This window comes from Gracilibacillus saliphilus (assembly GCF_010994085.1).
Lineage (GTDB): Bacteria > Bacillota > Bacilli > Bacillales > Amphibacillaceae > Gracilibacillus > Gracilibacillus lacisalsi.
Window position 1 is genome coordinate 186,840 of sequence record NZ_WJEB01000002.1, and the last position, 22,312, is coordinate 209,151.

11 protein-coding genes, 3 pseudogenes and 1 riboswitch are annotated in these 22,312 nt (G+C 38.9%); of the genes and pseudogenes, 3 read left to right on the forward strand and 11 right to left on the reverse strand.

From position 1 onward, the window contains the following. Positions 1-4 precede the first annotated feature (4 nt). Positions 5-3,127, forward strand: a complete 3,123-nt coding sequence (lacZ, locus tag GHT08_RS05090) for a beta-galactosidase, LacZ type (protein WP_163580359.1) — start codon at positions 5-7, stop codon at positions 3,125-3,127. A 159-nt stretch (positions 3,128-3,286) separates the two neighbouring features. Here the strand turns inward: lacZ and GHT08_RS05095 are convergent. The 8 genes and pseudogenes from GHT08_RS05095 to galE form a co-directional block, all read right to left on the reverse strand. Further along, positions 3,287-4,405: pseudogene (locus tag GHT08_RS05095) on the reverse strand (ribonucleoside-diphosphate reductase); the annotation flags it as partial. A 310-nt stretch (positions 4,406-4,715) separates the two neighbouring features. Further along, a pseudogene (locus GHT08_RS05100) lies at positions 4,716-5,360 on the reverse strand (ribonucleoside-diphosphate reductase); the annotation flags it as partial. Positions 5,361-5,600: 240 nt separating this feature from the next. Further along, positions 5,601-6,077, reverse strand: coding sequence for a DUF559 domain-containing protein (locus GHT08_RS05105; RefSeq protein WP_163580362.1), 477 nt, complete (start codon positions 6,075-6,077; stop codon positions 5,601-5,603). After that, positions 6,034-6,492: a hypothetical protein gene (locus tag GHT08_RS05110; protein ID WP_163580363.1), complete on the reverse strand. Its 459-nt coding sequence runs from the start codon at positions 6,490-6,492 to the stop codon at positions 6,034-6,036. Before GHT08_RS05110 ends, GHT08_RS05105 begins: the two co-directional genes overlap by 44 nt. A 103-nt stretch (positions 6,493-6,595) precedes the next feature. Continuing rightward, positions 6,596-7,390, reverse strand: a pseudogene (locus GHT08_RS05115) (ribonucleotide reductase N-terminal alpha domain-containing protein); the annotation flags it as partial. A 175-nt stretch (positions 7,391-7,565) separates the two neighbouring features. Continuing rightward, positions 7,566-8,612 (reverse strand): aldose epimerase family protein, encoded by a 1,047-nt coding sequence (locus GHT08_RS05120; RefSeq protein ID WP_163580365.1) that lies wholly within the window; start codon positions 8,610-8,612, stop codon positions 7,566-7,568. A gap of 17 nt (positions 8,613-8,629) precedes the next feature. Beyond that, positions 8,630-10,123: a UDP-glucose--hexose-1-phosphate uridylyltransferase gene (galT, locus tag GHT08_RS05125; protein ID WP_163580366.1), complete on the reverse strand. Its 1,494-nt coding sequence runs from the start codon at positions 10,121-10,123 to the stop codon at positions 8,630-8,632. A gap of 1 nt (position 10,124) precedes the next feature. Beyond that, entirely contained in the window at positions 10,125-11,117 is a 993-nt protein-coding gene (galE, locus tag GHT08_RS05130) for a UDP-glucose 4-epimerase GalE (protein ID WP_163580367.1), read from the reverse strand. Between the two features lie 80 nt (positions 11,118-11,197). Here galE and GHT08_RS05135 point away from each other — a divergent pair, with 80 nt between their 5' ends. Further along, complete coding sequence (locus tag GHT08_RS05135) at positions 11,198-11,458, forward strand: hypothetical protein (protein WP_163580368.1); 261 nt, start codon at positions 11,198-11,200, stop codon at positions 11,456-11,458. Here GHT08_RS05135 and GHT08_RS05140 read toward each other — a convergent pair. Next, positions 11,455-12,627, reverse strand: a complete 1,173-nt coding sequence (locus GHT08_RS05140) for a galactokinase (RefSeq protein WP_163580369.1) — start codon at positions 12,625-12,627, stop codon at positions 11,455-11,457. The genes GHT08_RS05135 and GHT08_RS05140 overlap by 4 nt on opposite strands. 282 nt (positions 12,628-12,909) lie before the next feature. Here GHT08_RS05140 and GHT08_RS05145 point away from each other — a divergent pair, with 282 nt between their 5' ends. Then, complete coding sequence (locus tag GHT08_RS05145; protein WP_163580370.1) at positions 12,910-17,646, forward strand: 5'-nucleotidase C-terminal domain-containing protein; 4,737 nt, start codon at positions 12,910-12,912, stop codon at positions 17,644-17,646. 298 nt (positions 17,647-17,944) lie between these two features. On the opposite strand, the gene metE is transcribed toward GHT08_RS05145, so the two are convergent. Together metE and GHT08_RS05155 are read right to left on the reverse strand one after the other, a co-directional pair. Further along, positions 17,945-20,218, reverse strand: a complete 2,274-nt coding sequence (gene metE, locus GHT08_RS05150; protein WP_163580371.1) for a 5-methyltetrahydropteroyltriglutamate--homocysteine S-methyltransferase — start codon at positions 20,216-20,218, stop codon at positions 17,945-17,947. Positions 20,219-20,239: 21 nt separating this feature from the next. After that, positions 20,240-22,078, reverse strand: coding sequence for a bifunctional homocysteine S-methyltransferase/methylenetetrahydrofolate reductase (locus GHT08_RS05155; RefSeq protein WP_163580372.1), 1,839 nt, complete (start codon positions 22,076-22,078; stop codon positions 20,240-20,242). Between the two features lie 73 nt (positions 22,079-22,151). After that, a riboswitch (SAM riboswitch) is annotated at positions 22,152-22,257 on the reverse strand. Positions 22,258-22,312 lie beyond the last annotated feature (55 nt).

Below are 22,312 nucleotides of genomic sequence, written 5' to 3' on the forward strand. Positions count from 1 at the left end.
CAAGATGACGAAAGACTGGGAGAACCTATCCGTCTTACAACGAAACCGAGAAAACGCCAGGTCATACTATATTCCTTTTGCAAATCAAGCATCAGCCTGGACCAATCAAAGAAGCCATTCCGATCGCTTTCAGCTTCTCAATGGCACCTGGAAATTCGCCTATTTTGATACAACTCAACAAGTGCCTGAGGATGTTTGCGAAGGGGATGCAAGTGATTGGGATGAGTTGTATGTGCCATCTAACTGGCAAATGAAAGGTTATGGGATTCCACATTATACGAACAAGCAGTATCCATTTCCGATTGATCCACCGAAAATTCCGACGGAAAATCCGACTGGTATTTATCGTCGCCATTTTTATATAGATCCAGATTGGGAGAACCAACATATCTTTCTCCGCTTTGAAGGAGTAGACAGTGCTTTTCACCTTTTTATCAATGGCAAGGAAGGAGGATATAGTCAAGGAAGTCGTATTCCTGCAGAGTTTAATGTGACGGATTACGTCGAAACTGGTCAGAATTCTATTGCCGTGAAAGTATACCAATGGTCAGATGCGAGCTACATCGAAGATCAGGACATGTGGTGGCTGAGCGGCATTTTTCGTGATGTTTATTTACTAGCTCGTCCAGCCTGTTATGTGCAAGACTTTTTTGTAGAAACGAAGTTGGATCAAGACTATCATCATGCGAAGTTAAACATCGAAACAGTGCTGAATGAGTTGCCGACCGAAAACTACAACATAGAATATCAGTTATATCACCCAGAGCGGTCACTGGTAAAGCAGGCAGAGGCAACTATTGATCAACAGAAAAATGTACAAACAATTGAAGTAGAAGCCCCATTGAAATGGAGTGCAGAAAATCCATCCTTATACCAGTTGTTCATTATCTTAAAAAGAGTTGATCAAATCATCGAGGTTATTCCGGTAAGAGTCGGCTTTCGCTCCATTGAATTAAAAGATGGTTTGTTACTAGTTAACGGGAAAGCAATTAAATTAAAAGGAGTTAACCGCCATGATCATCATCCTGATTTCGGTAAAGCTGTCCCATATGACTGGATGGTCGAAGATGTTAAAATGATGAAACGCCATCATATCAATGCTGTGAGAACAGCCCATTATCCAAATGATCCGTGTTTTTACGCATTATGTGATCAGTATGGATTGTATGTCATTGATGAAGCAGATTTAGAGTGTCACGGCTTTGAATATATTGGGCAGCCTCATTTGATTAGTGATGATCCAGAATGGCAGGAAGCCTACCTTGATCGAATGATTCGAATGGTAGAGCGCGATAAAAACCATCCATCGATTATGATGTGGTCGTTAGGAAATGAATCAGGCTACGGTCAGAATCATGATGCCATGTATCAATGGACAAAAGAGCGCGATCCGTCACGTCTTGTCCATTACGAAGGTGAATGTCGCACCATTATGAATGGCAGTAATATGGATCCGGAAAAAGACCCGGTATCTTCTGACGTTTTTACGACTATGTATACCGATATCGAGATTTTAGAACGGTTAGGAAAAAAGGATTTTCTACAAACCCCTCATATTCTATGTGAGTATGCCCATGCGATGGGGAACAGTCCTGGTGCCCTAACAGAGTACTGGGAAACATTTTACCGTTATCCTAGACTCCAAGGTGGCTTTGTATGGGAATGGATGGACCACGGTATTCGCAAAACAACCGAAGAGGGAGAAGAATATTTTGCCTATGGTGGAGACTTTGGAGACGAGCCGAATGACTCCAACTTTGTAATCGATGGCTTAGTCATGTCTGATCATACACCATCACCAGCGTTATATGAGTATAAAAAAATATTAGAACCAGTGAAGATAAGTGCTGTTGACTGGGAGGGCAAAACAGTAACTGTAACCAATCGATATGACTTCATCGATTTAAGTCATCTGCAATTAGTATGGACGGTTGAAGCAGATGGCAACATTGTCGAAAGTGGATCAGTAGCTCTTTCTGGAATTATGCCAGAAGTTAAGGAAGAGGTACGCATCGATGTTTCTACACCTGAAAATGTATTCGCTCATACTAATTATATGCTTCATGTAAAAGTAGTATTAGCAAAGGATACCGAATGGGCGAGTGTAGGCTATGAAGTTGCCTGGTCCCAATTTGAGATACCTGTTCAAGTAACACAACCAGCAGTGGAGCGACTGCAATCAGGTACTTTAGTTATTGAGGACGGACGTAATCAATTACATGTTCAAGGAAGTGAATTCGACGTTTCTTTCAGCAAGATTACCGGTCTTGTCGAAGGATGGAATTATCTTGGGGAGAAAGTTATTGAAAGCACCCCGAAATTAAACTTTTGGCGTGCGCTAATAGATAATGATATTTACGAAACAAACCAGTGGAAGCCTATCAGCAATAAAGCATACTGGCAGAAATATGGTTTACATTGGTTACAGCATCGACTTGATGATTTTAGCTATCGAACTGCAGATGATAATAAACAAGTACAGATAATAGCAAAAGTAAGAATCGCCCCACCTAAACTAGCATGGGCGGTCTTAACAACTTATACCTATGATGTTTATGCTAGCGGAGATGTTCAAGTTACGGTCACTGGTCAAGTTGAGGGAGATACTCCAGATACTCTTCCAAGAATTGGCTTGCAAATGAAAGTGCCAGATGCGCTTGATCATGTGCGATGGAATGGCAGAGGGCCTGGTGAAGCTTATGCTGATAGTAAAGAGGCTAATCGTTTCGGTGTTTGGAAAAGTACTGTCGATCAGCTATTTACGAATTATGCTGTCCCTCAAGAGAATGGCAATCGCCATCAAGTAAAATGGATGTCTCTATATCGTGAATCTGGAACTGGACTTTTGGTGACAGGAAAGCCAACCTTTGATTTTAGTGTCCATCGTTATGATATGGAAAATATCGATCAAGCAAGACATACACATGAGCTGATCAGACAGGAGAATCTTACTTTAAATATTGACTATAAACAGCATGGCTTAGGTTCTGCCAGTTGTGGTCCAGATGTCTTAGATAAATATCAATTACGTGCAGAGGACTTTGTGTTTACTGTTCGCTTTATCCCTTTTTCATCTAATGAGGATCCCTGGCATCTAGCCAAAACGATATTGTCAAATAGCTTATAAATTTTATTGGACACTTTTGGAGATTTATTGGACACTTTAGGGCATTTACTGGACACTTTCAGAGGTTTATTGGACAATTTTAAGCATTTACTGGACACTTTTGGAGATTTACTGGACACTATCGCAAAAACCCGCTTCAGATCGAAGCGGGTTTCCTATTTACAATCCACATTTAAGTTGAGCACCACAGTTTGTACACGTATTACAGCCACCGATATCTTCGACACTACCTTTACGGCAAACAGGGCATGTGTCACCAACTTCTGAGCCGATTGACATGTCTGTTTTGTCTAATTCGTTTACTGTATCAACGATAACAACTTTCTTTTCTTCATCTTCAAATAGTTCGGTTTGTTCTGAGAAGTTATTTTCTTCTGCTTTTAATGTTAAGACTTGTGAATCACGGCTTCCATCTACATAAACCGTACCACCTTTTGCACCACCACGGTATAGACGACGATACACTTGCTCTACTTGTTCGACTTTATATCCTTTTGGTGCATTGACCGTCTTAGAAATAGAGCTATCTACCCAACGTTGAATTACGCATTGCGTATCAGCATGTGCTTCTGGTGATAAGGTCATTGCTGTTACGAACCACTTCGGTAAATGATCTGGATCTTGTTCTGGATTGTTGTCTAAATATTCCTGAACGATATCTGCTTTCACTTCGATAAATTTCCCTAATCTTCCGCTACGATAGTAGGTGAAAGAAAAGTAAGGTTCAAGTCCGGTAGAAACACCAACCATCGTACCAGTTGAACCTGTTGGTGCAACAGTTAATAAGTGTGAGTTGCGAATACCGTATTTTAAGACACCTTCACGAATATCTTCCGGCATATCTTGCATATAACCGGTAGAGACAAAGTTTTCACGTAAGCTTCTCGTCTCTTCTTCTGTTTCACCAACTAAGAATGGGAAGCTTCCTTTTTCTTTTGCTAATTCGATTGATGTACGATAAGCGGTTGTCGCAATGGTTTCGAATATTTTATCTACTAATTCATTACCTTCTTTAGAACCGTACTCTGATTCACAGTAAATTAGTAAGTCATGAAGTCCCATCACACCTAAACCAACACGTCGCTCACCTAGAGCTTGTACACGGTTTTCTTCTAGGAAGTAAGGTGTGGAGTCAATCACATTATCTTGCATCCGTACACCGATTTCGACCGTTTGTTTTAGTTTATCAAAGTCGGGTGCTTTCTTCTCTTTGTCCGCTACATTCGCTAAGTTAACTGCCGCTAAATTGCAGACAGAATACGGAGCGAGGGGTTGTTCCAATTTTGTTATCCTAAAGGCTTTTTATCCTTTAGTTCTTACACTTCACTTTCGTGTAAGTTCAGCATACCTTTTCATTGCACACCTTTTTCATGAATTTTAATAATTCTTTTCTTCCACGATCTTCACCAAAAACTGCAGTTGTGTACAATGCTGCGGCCTCTTGCCCGGATTATAGTCTACTAAAGTAGGATCACCGAGTATGCGTTGCCCCTGACTAATTTTTTACCTTAGCCTTCGGTTCGGGTTAGCATCACAGCCTCCCCGCTTCATTCCGCAGTGTTTTACATGAGGCAAACTATGCTATTTTACCACATGGATTTGTCGCTACTACTTTTTGTCCATATGCAGTTGCGTTTGTTTTCTTGTTGGCATTATCAAGGAAGAAAATACCTGGTTCAGCAGAATAAGTGGCACAGACGTTTATCAAGTCCCATAATTCTTTTGCTTTGATGCGTTTATAAACTTTTACACCGAAACCTAGTTTTTCCCATTCTCTAACGTCGCCAACTTCATGCCAATGCTTGTTGTAGTATTCCATTTCCTCAGCATCGTAATTTTCAACATCCGGGAAACGTAAATCGTACTCAAGATCATTTTCAACAGCTTCCATAAATTCATCGGTAATACAAACCGAAATATTTGCCCCTGTTAAAAAATCAGGGGTGTGAACAGAGTAAGAACCGCCATCGCGTAATTCTGCTTCTGCTTTTTCGATATTGGCGTCTGTGAATCCACCTTGACCAGGCATATTTTTGAAATTAACTACCCCTTGGTATAGTTGTACTTCATCAGCAGAAAGTGGTGTGAATTTTAATTTGTCACTAGCTAATTGCTGGATGGTTTCGTCTTCGGTATTTTCCATTAAATAACGTAAGATTCTCGAATTTTGCATCTTCGAGATGATGAATTCAATCACATCAGGATGCCAATCGTTTAGCATAATCATTTGAGCCATATAAAATGTTGCGTTGATTCGTTAGATCAACTCTCTAAGTCACCTTAGAGTTCAGACCATATCTTGTATTTATTAGATACCCTCGCGCTTCGGAAACACTTGCTTCCTACTCTACTCCCTTCCACGAAAAACGTGTGGTTTCGATGGCCGTTGAACCTTCTCCATTTCACAGGAGCTTGGCTGCTGATTGTCTTTCTCGACTTGTTGTTTTTCAGCTTTCACGCCTACCGTTTCCGGTTACGTTGTAGCCAACAAGTCATCTATAATGCTTTTTACATAATCAAAGTTGTTTATTATATCGTCTTCCCGAAAGCGGGCAATTTGAAATCCATTGTTTTTGGCTATCTCATTTTTTTCTTTATCAATTCTTATTCTTTCAATTTGCCAATTTTCAGGATTGGGATAATACTTAGGATTAGCATGCCAATAATCCCCGTCGCATTCGATTATTACCTTGAAATCCATTAAATGAAAATCATATTGTCTTTTTTCTAATATAAAGGAATACTTATAATTTACATTGATTTCATTTAAATATCTTTCCATAATTTTCTCGATTTGAGTTTTTTTAAATTTACCATCTTGCATTTGCTTTAAAGTTGCGGCTCTTATTTTTTCAATTGTCTTCTTACTATAGATTCCTTTTTTACCACTATTCCAAGAAGGGGTGTTATTTTTTTTTTGTTCTGGCTGTTTTAGTAATAATTTTTTCAAAATGTTTCTCTTTTTCCTCTAGATTCATCGATTTATGCCATTCTTTTATTTTTGCTGATTTGAGTGTTTTTGCGCAAGTTTTGCTACAGGTTTTTGTTGCTCTATTAGATCTTGTTGTGGTGTCAAACTTAATACCACAAATGACACAAGTAAGAGGTTTTCCCTTGCTTAATCCAGAACATTTGGAACTGCAATGCTTTTTTGGTTTTCCCCTGTAGAGACCTACAGTATTTTGACAAAGTTCATAAGAGCATTTTAAATCTTCAGGCAAATAGTAATAGCGTAATAAGTATTCCTCTAAAGATAAGTTATGATCATTTTTTAAATGTAGTGTAAACCATCCTTGTTTATTATGAGATATTTTATACCCACACAGTTTACAACTTTGATTATTTTTTGCATCATATGTTTTCATGATAATCCCCTTTTAATATAAGTTAGGGTCTAAATTACCATTTATAACTTAAAGAGTTCTCAGCAATTCACGAGGTTTTTTTATAGACGAGGCACTCCAATTTACCACGTCTTGATCCACCTTGTTCAACTAGATGTGTCAATTTAGCGATATCGTCTAGCCAAGAGACAGAACCAGATGATTTACCATTGACCCCTCTAGCTAAAGCGTTTCGAGGGCGAAGAGTTGATCCGTTAGTACCAACACCACCACCGCGTGACATGATTTCCATTACTTGTTTGCGATGATCACTAATACCTTCACGTGAATCTTTTACAAAAGGCATCACATAACAGTTGAAGTATGTTACATCGGTATCAGATCCTGCACCGTATAGGACACGTCCAGCGGGCACGAAATTCATGCTAGATAGTTCTTGATAAAAATGTTCAAACGATTCATCTTGTTTTTCTTTTGTAGTTTCCACTGCCGCTAGACCTGTCGCATTACGTTTGGCAATTTGTTCGTAATACACTTCTAATGGTTTATCGATTGTGCTTAAGGAGCGTTCAATTACGCCGGTTTCACGCTCTTCATCTTTCTCTAATACGTGAACATAATCTTCCTCAACCTGAATACGGGCTTTACCATTTGTTTCATTAATTTCTAAGATGAAACCAGTACCTCTTGCAGGGAATTTCGGGTCTTCCTTAATCGTTAAAACGACAAAGTCACCTTTTTTTAATGTCTTTTTCTCTGTATCTTTGAATGCGTATCGGTCGAGCATAACAAGTCGAGATACACCTTTATGTGTTGTATGCATCTCAGGTGTAATCGGGTGAACTTGAGGAAATTCCTTAATATCCTCATTCAGCTGCTCCACATTGATTGCCAATGACCGTTCTTTCGTCGATTGCATTGGGTAGTAGCCTCCTTTATCTATATATGCGAAAAATGATAACTTATTTAAATCTATTCTATCGTATCAGAATCGATGTGTTTTCTCAATATATAGTGTTTTTAGCAAAAGAGCATACTATATATTGAAAAAAGCGTAAAAAAGACACTCTCTTAGGTAAAAGAGTGTCTTTTCCTTAGTCTATTATATCAAAAATAAAAGTAGTTTTGGCAAAATATTTTTCATCTTTATCTAACCAAATGGAAGGGAATCCTTCATGATGGACTGATGCCGGTGAACCTTGTGTTTCAAGGCAGAGTCCTAAATATTGTACCGACTCTCTTTCGCGTAACCCTAATCCTTCTGGCAGATTATTAGAAGTATACATCACCACACCAGGCTGGTCGGTTATCACCGTTAATTGACGACCACTTTCTTTCTCACGAACAACAGCACTTTCCTGTTTGGAATGGTCAAAGATAAAGTAGTGATCATAGCCATGATTTGCCACCAAATTTTGCTTATAATTGGATGTCACGCCATCTTTCATCAGGCGGCCATTCCGGAAATCATAGACAGTATCATCTACTTCTAAAATGTTACCAGTTGGAATTAATTCTTCATCCAATTCAACAAATTGACTGCTGTCCAATGTAATCTCATGATTTTGAATATCGGATTTCAAATTACCGCTAAGGTTAAAATATGAATGGTTAGTACTGGTTAGAACCGTTTTATGATCAGCTACACCTTCATAGGTAATCGTAAAAGCATTATCATTATTCAAGGTATAAGTCACCGTCATCTGCAAGTTGCCCGGATAGCCGTTTTCACCATCTTCGCTTTTTAATGTCAGTGTTAGTCCTACTTCATCATTATTTTCAAAAGGAACGACCTTCCAGATTGATTTATGAAATCCTGGTTCACCGCCATGCAAGTGATGTTCTCCCTCATTTTTCGGTAGTGTAAATGTCTTACCATCCACTTCAAATTGCGCCTTTTCAATTCGTCCGGCTACACGACCAATTAACGCTCCAAAGAACCCAGGATTGTCAAGATAGTCTTCATAGTTTTCAAAGCCAATTACGACATTTTCCAGCTTTCCGTCACGATCTGGTGCAAGTATCTTTGTAATGATACCACCAAAATCGAGGATAGAAACAGCCATTTGATTATCATTGACTAAGGTAAACTCTTTCCATTGCTGGTCTTTTACTTTGACTACATCCGTTTTTACTTCCATTACCCGTTTCCTCCTAGTTATCTTTCATTTAAGTGTGACAAAAATCGTTTAAACGCATCTCTTCCGGTCTGGTTTGTTTTATACACCCCGGCATCTTCCAAAACACGTGCGAATTTTTGTCCTAGTGCATCTTCTACAATTTTGTTAACGTTGTCTTTTGTAATAGGTGAATATCTATCTTCAATAGATTGTACCCAATCATGATGGTATTCTGCAACCGTTACCTTTTCGCCGAGCAGGTGTTTTTTGATTGTCTCCATTTCCTCTTTTAAACGGGGAGGAAGTACTGCAAGCCCCATCACCTCAATAAGTCCAATGTTTTCTTTCTTAATATGGTGAACATCCTCATGTGGATGGAAGAGCCCCATCGGGTGTTCATCTGTTGTACGATTGTTACGTAATACGAGGTCGATTTCGTATAATTCGTCACGTTTGCGGGCAATTGGTGTGATCGTGTTATGTGGCGTATCATCTGTATAAGCAAGAATATCTGCAGCAGGATCACTATATTCTCGCCATCTTTGTAAAATGTAATCAGATGCATCCACTAGTTTGTTGCGATCAGTATGGCATAAGCGAATCACTGATAATGGCCATTTGACTACCACCGCTTCCACATCGGGAAAATCGTCTAATGTAAAGCTGAATTCCTCTTCAGCATTTGTCATCGCAAAGGTATAATAACCACCTTGATAGTGATCATGTGATAAAATACTACCACCAACAATCGGTAAGTCAGCATTTGAACCAATGAAGTAATGTGGAAATTTCTCAACAAAAGCAGTAAGTCTGGCAAAAGAATCTCGATTAATTTTCATTGGCCGGTGTTCTTTTGCGAACAGTATACTGTGTTCATTGTAATAGACATAAGGAGAGTATTGTAGAAACCAATCTTCCCCTTCTAATGGAACCTCAATAACCCGGTGATTAGAACGTGCCGGGTGACCGATCCGTCCTACATAGCCCTCATTTTCCGCACATAGTAAACATTTTGGATAAGCGATATCCTGTTTCATTTCCTTTTCGCGCTTAATTTGTTCGGGATCCTTTTCCGGTTTTGACAGGTTGATCGTAATGTCTAAATCTCCATAATCTGATGCTGTTTTGAAATGAATGTTATTCGCAATCCGTTTCGTTTGAATGTAATTACTATCTTTACTCAATTGATAGAAATAGTCCGTTGCTTGCTCTGGTGACCTTTGATATTTCAAATAAAAGGTTTGGTTTATTTCTGAAGGTTTTGAGATAAAAACGTCCATAATTTTCGCTGTTAGTTGTTCCCTTTCGTCAAGTAAGCCCTCGATTAATCCTTTGTTTACTGCCAGCTCCGTTAATTCTTCTAAAATATCTGGAATATCTAGGTTTAGCAGTTCTGCGTCATCTTGATAACTTGCTTCATTAAGCAGGCCTAACACTTGATTACGTGCATAAATTTCATCACTGCTCTGGATCAATTCTTTCTCAATAGCTTTGTTGACTAATGTGTTCACTAAGCTTGAAATAGTGGCCATGTTAATCCTCCTTGTAGCCTGTTGGATTTGCCTGATGCCAATTCCATGCATCGGTAATAATGCGATCAATATCTGTTCTGGTCGGGTTCCACCCAAGAATACGCTTTGCCTTATCTGATGCAGCAATTAACGTACTAGGATCTCCAGCTCTTCTTGGTGCTACTTCTGCCGGAATCGCATGATTTGTTACTTTGCGTGCGGCATCGATGATTTCTTTTACAGAGAAGCCTTGGCTGCTTCCTAAGTTAAAGACATTACTTTCTCCGCCTTCTTTTAAATATTTAAGTGCTAGTATATGAGCATCGATCAAATCTTCAACATGAATGTAGTCACGGATACAGGTTCCATCTGCAGTATTGTAGTCATCACCAAAAATAGAGATATGCTCTCTTTGACCTAACGCTACTTGCAATACAATCGGAATTAAGTGTGTTTCAGGTCGGTGGTCCTCACCAATTTCACCTGTACTTCGTGCACCGGCAACATTAAAGTAACGAAGTGATACAAAACGGATACCATGAGCTGCTTCGGTCCATTTCATCATTTTTTCCATCGTTAATTTTGTTTCACCATACGTATTAGTGGGGTTTGTTGGCATTGTTTCGGTAATTGGTACTTGTTCTGGTTCACCGTATGTTGCGGCGGTAGAAGAAAAGACAATATGTTTGATATCGAATTCTGTCATAGCCTGTAATAATACTTGTGTTCCGTAAACATTGTTATCAAAATATTTGAGAGGGTCTTCCATTGATTCTCCTACTAGAGAGTTTGCTGAAAAATGAAGTGCTCCATCAATCGTTTCGTGTGTAAATACTTCGCGCAAGAATTCAATATCACGAATATCGCCATTATAAAATGTTGCGTCAGGATGAACTGCTCCCGCATGCCCTGTCAATAAATTATCAATCACTACTACTTCATATCCCTGATCAATTAATTGATATACAGCGTGTGAACCGATATAACCTGCTCCGCCTAAAACTAAAATACGCATTTGTCATCATCCTTTCTAACTTAAAAAATATTAAAATAGTAACCATTCACAAAATAGATAAACTGTGAAGTAACGTAGATATGGAAAAGAGATATCCCCGGAAGCGCCGATCTGTTCCGAGGAAAAAGGCTTCTCTTCCAGGGAAAAGATCTTCTCTTCCGAGGATAAACGACTATATCCAGGGAAGAGAAGGGCATATCCCCGGAACAGCAAAGGATATCCAGGGAAGGGAAAGAGGTATCCTTGGAACAGAAAGAGATATCCCTGGAAGAGATGTCCTGTTAACTTTGCAACTAAGCTACTTCGCAGTTTATATCAACTACAAACCAGTAAGAGCCTAAAGTGATATTTCTTTAGCGCCGTCTCCGATTGCGGCTACGTAAAAGGTGGGTGCGTAACCTACTTTTTCTTGATAGGTTTTGCCAATGGCTGCTTTGACAGCTTCAACCATTGTCCTTTCTACGATAGCAATCGCACATCCGCCAAATCCAACACCTGTCATTCGGGCACCAAGAACACCTTTTTGTTGCCAGGCAGTTTCGGCAATGGTATCAAGCTCCATACCTGTAACTTCATAATCATCGCGTAATGAAACATGCGATTGGTTCACTAATTGACCAAATTCTTCGAGTTCACCAGCATTTAACTTTTTCAAAGCATCGATCGTTCTAGCATTTTCATATACAGCATGTTTTGCCCGTCTTTGGTTTATTTCATCACTGATTAATGAACGGCTATTCTCGAATTGTTCCAGTGTTAATTCGCCAAGACTATTAATAGAAAGTTCTTTTTGCAGGTCGGCAAGTGCTGCTTCACATTGGCTGCGACGCTCATTATATTTGGAATCAGCGAGTTCACGTCTTTTGTTCGTGTTAATGATAATGATATCATGATTTTCCAATTTTATTGGTGCATATTGATAGTTTAATGTATCACAATCTAATAACATTGCGTGATCTGCTTTTCCCATACCAATTGCAAATTGATCCATAATGCCACTGTTGACACCAATATAATCGTTTTCAACTTTTTGTCCAAGTTGGACCATCCGAATACGATCTATCTCGAGTCGGTAAAGGTTTTCTAATAAAACCCCAGTTACAAGTTCAATCGAAGCAGAGGAGGAGAGCCCTGCACCGTTAGGAATATTTCCATAGAATAATACGTCAAATCCTTTATCAATGCTAAATCCTTCTTCTTGGAAGTAAAGCATCATCCCTTTCGGAAAATTAGTCCAATCGTCTTCTTTTTTGTAGGAAAGTTCATCTAGTGAAACGTCGATTATTCCCTTATCAGGAAAATTATCCGAATAGAGTCGTACCTTTCGATCCTGTCTTGGTATTGCTAACGCATACGTACCAAAGGAAATTGCAGCAGGGAAGACATGCCCGCCGTTATAATCGGTGTGTTCTCCGATCAGATTAATTCTACCCGGTGCAAAAAATGCTCTTGGCTGTTCAGTTGTTTGGAACATATCTTGAAACTTGGCAATTAATCTTTTTACATCCATTTTAATTTTCACCCTTTGAAATATTTTGTCGACTTAATTAAATTAATTTATTAACTATATTGTACGTGATTTCATCATCAGATACAAGACTAAAAATGCAAATAATTGATTGAAGTGAACAGTCACTTATAACGACTTCACATAAATTGGAATTAACCTTAGTGCTCATTAGTTATCTTGAGAAAAGTTAACAAACACTTTACGCAGAGTTTAATTAATATCAATCTTGAATTGATAGAATCAGAGGTGGAAGATAGTCAAAATAATAGAGGAGGAGAGAGAATGGAGCGACATTCAAGCTTAAAAATATCTAGCATATTTTTGGCATTTTTACTTGTATTTACTCAACTCTCAACAGCATTTATACCTATAGTAGAAGTAAATGCCCAAGAACAAGAGACGGATGCTATTTCTGTATCTGATGCATTGGCAGAAGGCCATGATACAGAAGTGACAATGGAAGGGTATATAGTAGCCCCTTTTAATAATCACTATGCCATTAAAGTAGCAGAAGAGAATAATGCTGAAGCTACGTCTATTATTGTTAAGTTGGAATCAGATCAACGTGATCAATTTAGTCCACAGTTAAATGAAGCAGCATTAGGACAGAAAATTATTGTGACAGGTACAAGGGACCTTTATTCCAATCAGGAATCCATTGAAGATGTAACAAGTATTACATTTGCTGATGGTGATGCAATAGAGGATGAAGACCCGGTTCCGTCTAACCTATCGATTGTAGAAGCACGTCAACAAAGCAATGGAAGTGTCGTAACCATTGAAGGTGTGGTAACTTCTAGTAATCTAGCAGATCCAAATAGCAGTCAATTATCCACATACATACAAGATGAAACTGCAGGTATTAATCTTTTTGCATTTGATGGATCTTCTTTTCCAACATTAAATGAAGGAGATATAGTACAAGTTACAGGAGAAATTGATGTTTATAGTGGTTTAACTGAAATTATTCCAAATGAAATAGAAGTGATTTCTAATGATGAATCGCTACCATCAGCAACAGCTATCACGATAGCAGACTTAAACGATGAAGCAGTAGCTGAACCGTTAGAAGGTCAACTAGTTACTGTTTCTGGATATATTCAAAGTATTCCATCTGATCCAGCTGGTGGAGGCTATAATATTTCCTTAATCGATAGTGACTTTAATAGTACGACATTAAGAGTGATGGAAGGTACGTTGGATGTTGCTGAGCTAGAAGAAGGAAAATGGTATGATATTACAGCGGTTTTAAGTCAATACAACAGCTATCAACTATTACCTAGAAAAGCTAGTGATCTATCATTAGCGGAGGAGCAACCGGACGCGCCAGATGCTGGTGGCGAATACACATCCACTGTTGAGTATGTTTCTGATGGTGACACCATTCGGTTAACAACACCAGTTTTAGGGTCTGATCGAGTACGTTTTGTTAACATAGACACTCCGGAAACAAGTGTATCTGGAGCAAATGGTGTAGATGAAGAAAACCAAAAAGAACATGGTCAATATGCAACAGAGCGCTTAAAAGAATTATTACCAGAAGGTTCAACCGTAACATTAAAAATTGGTGAAGAACCTACTGATCAATATGGTAGACTACTAGCGGAAGTCATCAATGAAGAGGGCGTAAATACGAACCTGGAATTAGTTAAAGAAGGATTCGCAACAACCTACTTTATCTGGCCAATTGGTGATGAAGATAATTATCAGCTTTATCAGGATACAGTCAAAGAAGCAATAGATAATGAACGCGGGATTTGGAATCCTGAAAACCCATTAACAGAGTTACCATTTGAGTATCGTGCCATTAGTGAAGGTGGAGATTTCCATCGTTATGTAGGGAACTCCGATTCGAAAGAATATGTAGAACCAACCGAATATGCAGAGGTTCCCGTAGAGAAACGTATCTTCTTTGCAAGTGCGGAAGAAGCAGAAGAACAAGGCTATACGCCAGTAACAACTGGTGAAGAACCATCTGATGATATATTGGAAGTACAACTATTAGGTATGAATGACTTACACGGTAAGATTGATCAGGAATATGTACTAGATGTTGATGGCGAAGATGCGGTTTATGGTCGTATGGATTATACAGCACAAGCGATTAAAGAACGAGAACAAGAAAATGAGAACACCTTACTCGTACATGCTGGGGATATGATCGGCGGAAGTTCACCTATTTCTGGATTACTTCAAGATGAGCCTACCGTAGAAATTATGAATGAAATGGGCTTCGATGTGGGCACAGTAGGAAACCATGAATTTGACGAAGGATTAGATGAATTGAAACGTATGGTAAATGGTGGCGATCACCCTGAAGGTCTTGGTACAGAAGGTTACGAAGGGATGAACTTTGATATGCTTTGTGCCAACTGTATTCAAGAAGATACAGGTGAAACCTATTTACCACCATATGCGATACAGGAAGTTGACGGTGTAGAAATTGGTTTTATCGGTGTGAATACACAAGAGACAATGAACATGGTCATGCCGTCTTCTTTAGAAAATGTAGCATTTACGGATGAAACAGAAGCAGTTAATGATGCAGTTGATGAATTACAGGAACAAGGTGTGGAAGCCATTGTTGTTCTTGCGCACATGCCAGCCACACAATCTGGATCAACTGCTACAGGAGCAGCTGCAGATTTAGCTAAAAATACCGACGATGCAGTAGACATTATTTTCGCAGCCCATAACCACCAGGTAGTAGATGCCGTTGTTGATGATAAATGGATTATTCAAGCATCGGAATATGGAAAAGCCTTTGCTGATGTCGATATTCAAATTGATCGTGAAACAAAAGATATTGTAGATGTAGAATCAGAAATTGTGTTTGTGAAGCAAGACGATTACCAGCCTGAACCAGCTGTTGAAAGTATTCTTAATAAGTATGAAGCTGAAATCGAGTCCACTGTAAATGAAGAAATTGGCTATAATGCACAGGAATTAACTGGTCAATATACGAATGATGGCGATCATGGTTTAGGTAATTTAATTGCAGATGGTATGAAATGGGTAATGGATGCTGATTTTGCGATGCACAATGGTGGTGGTATCCGCGACTCCCTAAACGTGGGTCCAATAACTTGGGGTGAAGTGTTTAACATTCTACCTTTTGCTAATAATGTGATGTCAGTGGAAATCAAAGGGAAAGATTTAATTCCTATTCTAAATGACAATTTATCAAGTTACGGTTCAGATTATAGTGTGTCCGGATTACACTACACCTACAATTATGATTATCAGCATGTAGTAGATATTACCTTACCGGACGGATCTCCGATTGATCCAGATGAAACATATGTATTGGCAACGAACAATTATATTGGTACACAGGATGGGCCAATTAAAAATCTAGGTGAGAATCCGATCATGGGTCCTGTCGATGTTGATGCTGCGGTAGATTACATCAAGTATCTAGATACGTCTGAAGAAAATCCATTAGTGATCGGACCAGAGGGGCGTATTGCGCAAACAGATGAAATTCCAGACATGGATGATCAAGGCGAGGCGATCGGCTATAATGCACAGGATTTAGTCGGTAGTTATACAAATGGTATCGATCACGGTCTAGGTAATTTAATTACAGATAGTATGAGAGTGGAAATGGACAGTGATTTTGCTGTGACAAATGGTGGGGGGATTCGGTCTTCATTATTAGCAGGTCCGATCATGACATCATCATTAGAACAAATACTAACGCATGGCAATACATTAGTGAAAATGGAAGTGACAGGTGCTGAATTAGAAGATATTTTAAATGCACAGCTTTCTGATAACGGTTCTGATTATAGTGTATCTGGGTTCCAATATCGCTATAATAAGGCTGCAAATAAAGTGATATCTATAACACTTCCAAACGGCAAGAAAGTGAAAAAGAATGATACCTATACCTTAACAACAAATAGCTATTTAGCATCAAGAGGTGTATTCGCATCGATCGATTCTGAGCGAGAAGAAGGACCTGTCGATGTAGAGGCGCTTGAGAATTATATTATTTCGTTAGAAACAACAGAGGAAAGACCACTGTTATATGGTACAGAGGGTCGTATCTCTACTGTACCTAAAGTGACATTGCCAGATGTTGTAAATAATAAGGCGGAAGTAAAAGAGGTTATTTTTGATCAAGTAGCAGCAAAGGGTAAAGCTACCGTTGACTTTACCGAAGTAGAAAATATTGACGAAAGCAAACCATTAGAAATTACAGTAACAAAGTCGCAATTAAGTAAATTAAAAGAAAAAGATGCGGTTTTAGCTGTGAAAAAAAATGATGTAACACTAGAATTTCCAGCAGCATTGTTTAGTGGGGAACAGGATGCTACGATTATTATCGAAAAGCTTGCAGATGTAGAAGGTGCGAAAAGTGCTGTTTATGATTTTACCCTTGTGGAAGGCGAAACTGTAATAAGTGACTTTTCTGAAACAGAAGGTGTTCAATTAGCCTTTAATATCCATGACGAACATGTGGAGAACTCAGACCTTTTGAAAGTATTCTACCTAAATGAGGAAACAGATGAATGGGTAGAAATTGGCGGTGAGTATCAAGACGGTATTGTGACAGCAACAACTACTCACTTCTCGATTTTTACTGTAATGGAAGCTAGTGATGATGATGAAAATAATGATAATGATGAAACCAATAACAATGGTGAAAATAATGATGGTGATGAGTCCAATAACAATGATGAAAATAATGATGGTGATGAGTCCAATAACAATGATGAAAATAATGATGGTAATGAGACCAATAACAATGGTGGAAACAATGATGATGACGAGACCAACAACGATGTTGGAAATAATGACGATGGTGAAACCAATAACAACGATGGAGATTCAAAAGATAACGATGAGAACTCCAATGGATCAGAAGATCAAGAGAAATCAGAGGACACATCAACAGAAAAGAATGAGCTGCCAGATACCGCCACCTCTATGTTTAACTACGTGGTAGCAGGTGTCGTCATAATCGCATTCGGATTATTATTGCTGATTCGTAAAAGAAAATTAAACTCATAAGGAAATTGAAAAAAGGCTACATTCAGCATCTTGAATGTAGCCTTTATTCCTGTAAGGTAAGAAAGTATAAAATTCAGGTATTTGTCTAGCTCCGAGCGCCCAGAAACTAGGCGACTTCACGAATTGCCCTACGATAAAGAAGACTTGCCGATTGGTGAAACCAGAGGCTTAGTCGCACTTATGCCTTTAGGTGAAAGTCATCATCGGTTCGCAAGCTTACCGTGATTCCTTTATCTCAGTTAATTCGTTCCAGTCGCTACGTTTCTAATCGGGCGCTCTGCGCTTTTCTTATTTAATCTTACTGTTGCTTAATAGTAGTATACTGCTCTCTTATTTTCTTAGCTGCTTCCACCATTTTTTCCAGAGCAGCGATGGTTTCCGTTTCTCTTCTTGTTTTCAGCCCGCAGTCTGGATTAATCCAGAATTGTTCGACATCAATGGTTTCCAAGGCACGTTTAATGTTTACTTCAAGCTCCTGTAATGTTGGAACACGTGGGCTATGAATGTCATAAACACCAAGCCCAATATCCTTCTTATAATCATTTTTCTCAAAAGTTTCCACCATTTCTCCGTGACTCCGAGAAGTTTCGATAGAAATCACATCAACGTCTAATCCATCGATAGCTTCATATATTTCACCGAATTCAGAATAGCACATATGCGTGTGAATTTGGGTTTCAGGTTTGACTGTTGCCGTTGCAAGTTGAAAAGCATTGACAGCTGCATCAAAATAGGCTGGCCATTTTAAACGATCTAATGGTAACCCTTCCCGTAATGCAGGTTCATCTACTTGAATGATGTTTATTCCTGCTTCTTCAAGTGCTAATACTTCCTTTTCCAATGCTAAAGCAATTTGATCTTGGACGGTGAATCGAGGTAATTCTTCATGAACAAATGACCAATTTAAAATCGTAACGGGTCCCGTTAACATACCTTTGACAGGCCGATCAGTTAAAGATTGTGCATAGGCTATTTCTTTGACGGTAATCGCTTGTTCCCACTCAACGTTTCCAGCTAATAAAGGCGGTTTAACACACCGTGAACCATAAGATTGAACCCAGCCAAATTCAGTTACCGCAAAGCCTTTTAATTTTTCACCAAAATATTCAACCATATCGTTCCGTTCAAATTCGCCGTGAACGAGTACATCTAGATCTAAGTCTTCCTGAATTTGAATCCACCTTCTCGTCTCTGATTCAATAAATTCTTCATACGCTTGATCAGAGATTTCACCTTTACGCCATTTTGTTCTTGTTCGCTTTACTTGAGGTGTTTGCGGCAAACTTCCAATTGTTGTTGTCGGTAACAACGGTAGGTTTAACGATTCTTGTTGACGTTTCTTTCTCTCCACAAAAGAGATCTCCCGTTTCGCTTTATGTTTTGCAATAGTAGGTGTTTGACTGCGGTACTCCGATTGATCCAATTTTTCTATTGCTTGTCGGCTTGCTTCAAAACCGTCAGCAACAGACTGTTTCCCTGCTTGTAAAGCGGTTGTTAAGGTTTGCAGTTCTTCTAACTTTTCATTAGCGAAACTTAATCCGTCTTTGACAACAGCATCTAGCTTATTTTCTAAATGCTTCGTGACAGGCACATGCAATAAGGAACAGGAAGGTTGCACGATTAACGTTTCCGGGTTTGCTTTCTGTTGGATATTTTGTAAGAACTGATATTTTTCCTCTAAATTAGCACGCCAAACATTTCGTCCATTAATAATACCAGCACCTAAAACTTTATCAGAAGGGAAGCCAAACTTTTGGATCAACTCTAAGTGGTCACCATGTACAAAATCCAATCCAATTCCTTTTACTGGTAGAGCAGTAATACGTTGATAATGTTGAACCGTCTCAAAGTAGGTTTGTAAAATGATTTGAATTCCCGATACATTGTTGTCGATCGATTGATACACTTGCTCCACAAGTTGTATTTCCTTTTCAGAAAGGTTAGTACCCAAAATTGGTTCATCTATCTGTACCCAACTTGCTCCCGCTGCTGCTAATTCGTTAAGAACTTGCTCGTATAATGGAAGCAAGCGATTAACCCAACTTTCTAATTCATCTTCTTGATAGCCTTTTGCTAATTTGACAAATGTGACTGGTCCGACAATGACAGGCTTGCCGTCAATTTCCAATTCCTCTTTTGCTTCCTGATAATAATATAATGCTCGGTTCTCGATTAATTTTGGTGATGTTCCACTTAGTTCTGGCACTATATAGTGATAATTGGTATTGAACCATTTGGTCATTTCTGCTGCCACAGCATTTGTTTCACCACGAGCAATCGCAAAATAACTAGCCAAGTCTGTTGGGTCATGATGCTGAAATCGCTCTGGAATAATATTAAAGGCAACAGCTGTATCTAATACATGGTCATAAAATGAAAAATCCCCTACAGGAATAAGATCAATTCCTTGTTCTTTTTGCTTTTTTAAGTTGTTAAGTCGTAATTCTTTGGTTTGTGCTTTCAATGATTGTTCACTAATGTCTCCTTGCCAGAATGCTTCGATTGCTTTTTTCCATTCTCTTTTTTCCCCTATCCGTGGATAACCTAAATTGGCACTAAGAATTGTTGTCATTGTGTAAAAACTCCTTTAATCTTATATTTTTGTTACTAACTTAGCTTGCTGATGAACATACTTCGTGAGTTCCACTGTTAACGGATAATGCATAAATGGCGTGATAATATAAATACCATTAAAATAATTCATAGCCGTTGTAATTAACTCCTTGGCAATTTGTATTCCCTCTTGTAAACTGTCTTGGCGGTTATCATGGCGCTGCATTCTTGTTCGTACTTCGTCAGACAGCTTCATGCCTGGCACTTCATGATGAAGAAATTCTGCATTTCGGTGAGAGGTAAGTGGCATGATACCAATGAAAATAGGTTGATCAATATGTTTAGTCAGTCGATGTAATTGGATAATTTGCTCATGGTTGAATATCGGCTGTGTTAAAAAGTAGTCCGCACCATGCTTTATTTTCCGTTCCATCCTTTTTACTGCTTTTTCGAGATTGGCTACATTAGGATTAAATGCGGCAGCTACCTGAAATTGAGTGTTTGTTTTCAGAGAACTACCAGAAAATGAAAGACCTTGATTAGACTGTTTAATCAGTTTTGTTAATTCCAAAGATGTGACATCAAAGACCGATGATGCTCCCGGGAAACCGCCGATACGAGTTGGATCCCCTGTAATAGCTAGAATTTCATGCAGTCCTAATGTATGCAGTCCCATTAGATGGGATTGAAGCCCGATTAAGTTACGGTCACGACATGTCAAGTGGATAAGTGGTGTTGCATGACAACCTGCTTGCTTCATTTTTACAGCCATTGCTAGATTGCTAATACGTGGAGTAGCTAAGGAATTATCTGCTAATGTAATTGCGTCAACCCCAGCATTTTCTAAAGCAAATACACCATTCATGAATGGGGCTGTATCCAAATGTTTTGGTGCGTCTAATTCGACAATAACGGTATGTCGTTTTCGAGCCTTATCTGCAAGTGTTGTTCGTAATGGGGGTTGCTGTTCTGTTGTGTTTTTGGTGAATGTTACTTGCTTGGTTTCTTTTTCCGTAATAGGTTCTAAGTCTGCAACACCATCTTTAAGGGCACGAATGTGTTCCGGTGTTGTACCACAACATCCCCCTATTAACCGGACACCTTGATCACGGAATTCCTTCGCGCATCGTTCAAAATAGTGACTATGCTGGTTGTACACTAGCTTCCCGTTTTGATAAGCTGGAAGACTTGCATTAGGGTATGCTGCCAAAAATGCCTTTTCTAGAAGCGGAACTGATTCTAATGCTTTGATCATATAGTGAGGACCTAAATGACAATTCACTCCTACAACATCCGCCCCAATATTTTCTAGTGTTTGAAGTACTACGGGAAGTTGGATGCCATTTTCCATCACACCGGGTTCATGCATGGATACATTCGCTAGGATAGGCAGATCTGTTTCTTGTCTAGCAATCTCTAAGACTTGTTTGATTTCTTCGAAGTCATAGTATGTTTCTAGTAATATGCCATCCACACCTTCTAGTAATAGTGAAAAGAGTTGTTCTTTAAAGCTGCGGATAATTTCTTTCTTAGAAGCTACTATTTTTTGAACTCCTCTAATTCCACCAATCGTTCCTAACACAAATGCCCGGTCTTTGGCAGCAGTATTGGCAAGTTGAACTGCTTTGGTATTCAATTGATGTACTTGATCTTCTAAACCAAAACGTGCTAATTTGATATAATTTGCCCCGTATGTGTTGGTTTGAATGATTTCTGCTCCAGCATCAAGATAGGTTTGATGAACTTGAAGGATTTCATTGGGATGGGTAGTGTTGTAAGATTCGAAACATCGATCTACGCCATGGGAGTAAAGTAAAGTTCCCATTGCTCCATCAGCGACCATTAACCTGTTTTGCAAATGACTAATTAAGTTGGACATAAAATTTCACCTCTCTTCTGCACAAAATAAAAAATCTCCGGCTATAGAAAGACGGAGATTTATTGGAAAAAGACTCTCATCTTTCAAGCACATCATGCTTGCTGGAATTAGCACCTTGTCAATGAATGACGGTTGCTGAGGCATCGTAGGGCCAGTCCCTCCACCTCTCTGGATAAGAAAAAGCTATTTAGTTAGTAACATTTGTTAGTAGTTTACAACAATGACAAACCAATT

What these genes read in the sequence shown, in the direction of transcription:
- lacZ (WP_163580359.1), top strand. Translation starts at nt 5, where the DNA reads ATGACGAAAGACTGGGAGAACCTATCCGTCTTACAACGAAACCGAGAA.
- GHT08_RS05110 (WP_163580363.1), bottom strand. Translation starts at nt 6,492, where the DNA reads ATGAAAACATATGATGCAAAAAATAATCAAAGTTGTAAACTGTGTGGG.
- GHT08_RS05120 (WP_163580365.1), bottom strand. Translation starts at nt 8,612, where the DNA reads ATGGAAGTAAAAACGGATGTAGTCAAAGTAAAAGACCAGCAATGGAAA.
- galT (WP_163580366.1), bottom strand. Translation starts at nt 10,123, where the DNA reads ATGGCCACTATTTCAAGCTTAGTGAACACATTAGTCAACAAAGCTATT.
- galE (WP_163580367.1), bottom strand. Translation starts at nt 11,117, where the DNA reads ATGCGTATTTTAGTTTTAGGCGGAGCAGGTTATATCGGTTCACACGCT.
- GHT08_RS05135 (WP_163580368.1), top strand. Translation starts at nt 11,198, where the DNA reads ATGGAAAAGAGATATCCCCGGAAGCGCCGATCTGTTCCGAGGAAAAAG.
- GHT08_RS05140 (WP_163580369.1), bottom strand. Translation starts at nt 12,627, where the DNA reads ATGGATGTAAAAAGATTAATTGCCAAGTTTCAAGATATGTTCCAAACA.
- GHT08_RS05145 (WP_163580370.1), top strand. Translation starts at nt 12,910, where the DNA reads ATGGAGCGACATTCAAGCTTAAAAATATCTAGCATATTTTTGGCATTT.
- metE (WP_163580371.1), bottom strand. Translation starts at nt 20,218, where the DNA reads ATGACAACAATTCTTAGTGCCAATTTAGGTTATCCACGGATAGGGGAA.
- GHT08_RS05155 (WP_163580372.1), bottom strand. Translation starts at nt 22,078, where the DNA reads ATGTCCAACTTAATTAGTCATTTGCAAAACAGGTTAATGGTCGCTGAT.